General features: G+C 61.8%; 1 pseudogene. It reads left to right on the plus strand.

The window, feature by feature from the left end:
* Window positions 1-251, plus strand: a pseudogene (locus ACM6IT_RS00025) (Rhs element Vgr protein); the annotation flags it as partial.

Genomic DNA, 251 nt, shown 5'->3' on the forward strand with positions numbered 1-251 from the left:
GGCATGCCCTACACCTTGTACGCCGACGGCGCAGTGCTCAAGCAGGGTGTGCTGGACAAGACCGGGCAACTGTCGATCGACCATCAGGTCGTCACGCAGGGCTACCGGTTGGTGATGGCCAACGGTGTGACCTACCAGATTCCGGTCCCCACCGAATACCGCAACGCCGAGCAGGCGGAACTCGCCAATCGTGGCCTGCACAACCACCCATCGCAAGCCGATGTCGAGGTGAGTCAACCCATATCGCACAC

The organism is Pseudomonas sp. IT-P4 (assembly GCF_949767755.1).
GTDB classification, from domain to species: domain Bacteria; phylum Pseudomonadota; class Gammaproteobacteria; order Pseudomonadales; family Pseudomonadaceae; genus Aquipseudomonas; species Aquipseudomonas monachiensis.